General features: G+C 55.6%; 1 protein-coding gene. It reads right to left on the bottom strand.

Annotated features, from left to right (window positions below):
• Positions 1 to 107: 107 nt before the first annotated feature.
• Positions 108 to 785 (bottom strand): S24 family peptidase, encoded by a 678-nt coding sequence (locus ADK28_RS03970; RefSeq protein ID WP_033639811.1) that lies wholly within the window; start codon positions 783 to 785, stop codon positions 108 to 110.
• Between the last annotated feature and the right edge of the window lie 109 nt (positions 786 to 894).

Below are 894 nucleotides of genomic sequence, written 5' to 3'. Positions count from 1 at the left end.
AGGTCACCAGTTCGATTCCGGTAGCCGGCACCATGAGTGCCAAAAACCGCCAGCCGCAAGGTTGGCGGTTTTTTGCTTTATGCGGTTCTCAACGCGGCGCGCAGGGACTAGGGCAGCCAGGCGCCAAGCACCACCCCGATAATCGCGTACTCATCAGCATTCTGCGCCGGGCAACCCGGCATGCTTCCCTTAAGCCATCGATGCCCGGCTTCCTCGACATACCTTCTAAAGATGAGCTCCGCGCTGTCACAGCGTTTCGCTATCACCTTATCGCCGGACGCGAGCTCGGTTATGCCGGCAGTAACGGGTTCGACAAGTATCAAGGCGCCTTTTGGGTAATTGGCGCCGGCAGAGCCGTTCATCGTGTTATCCCGCACCGGCAACCAGTAGGCATGAGCGCTGCATTGCACCATCGCCGGGTAATGGACGGTCGTTCCTTTGCGCAGCTGTTCATGAGACAACGGCAATGTCCACGTCAGCAGCGGCAGCGTTTTACCCAAGGCCTGCGAAGTCTTCTGCCTGACGGGGCGTTGCCCGGTTTGCTCCAGGCCGTCCAGCCAACCGATTTGCACGGCGAAATACTGTTCTATCCTTCGCGCCATGTCGCCACTGATGCCCTTTTTTCCTTTCTTGCCCGGCGGGTAGAGCAGGCGAGAGACATAGTCTGCGGCAATGTCGAGCGCCTCGGCAAGGCGCTTTTGGCCCCCGACGCCGAGGTTGTCAATGAGGATGATCAGGCGCTCTCGCCGCATCTCCTGCAGGTGCATTTTTTGCTCGTTTTTCATAAGGCCATCGTACCTAAATTTACCTGCAGGTAAATGGATTTTCGCTATTGAAAAAAAGATACCTCTGGGTATACTTGATACTGGTTATTTATACAGTATTTGATGTAAT

The sequence above is a fragment of the Serratia sp. 506_PEND genome, assembly GCF_001076875.1.
GTDB lineage: Bacteria > Pseudomonadota > Gammaproteobacteria > Enterobacterales > Enterobacteriaceae > Serratia > Serratia marcescens.
This window is presented reverse-complemented; position numbering and strand designations above follow the sequence as displayed.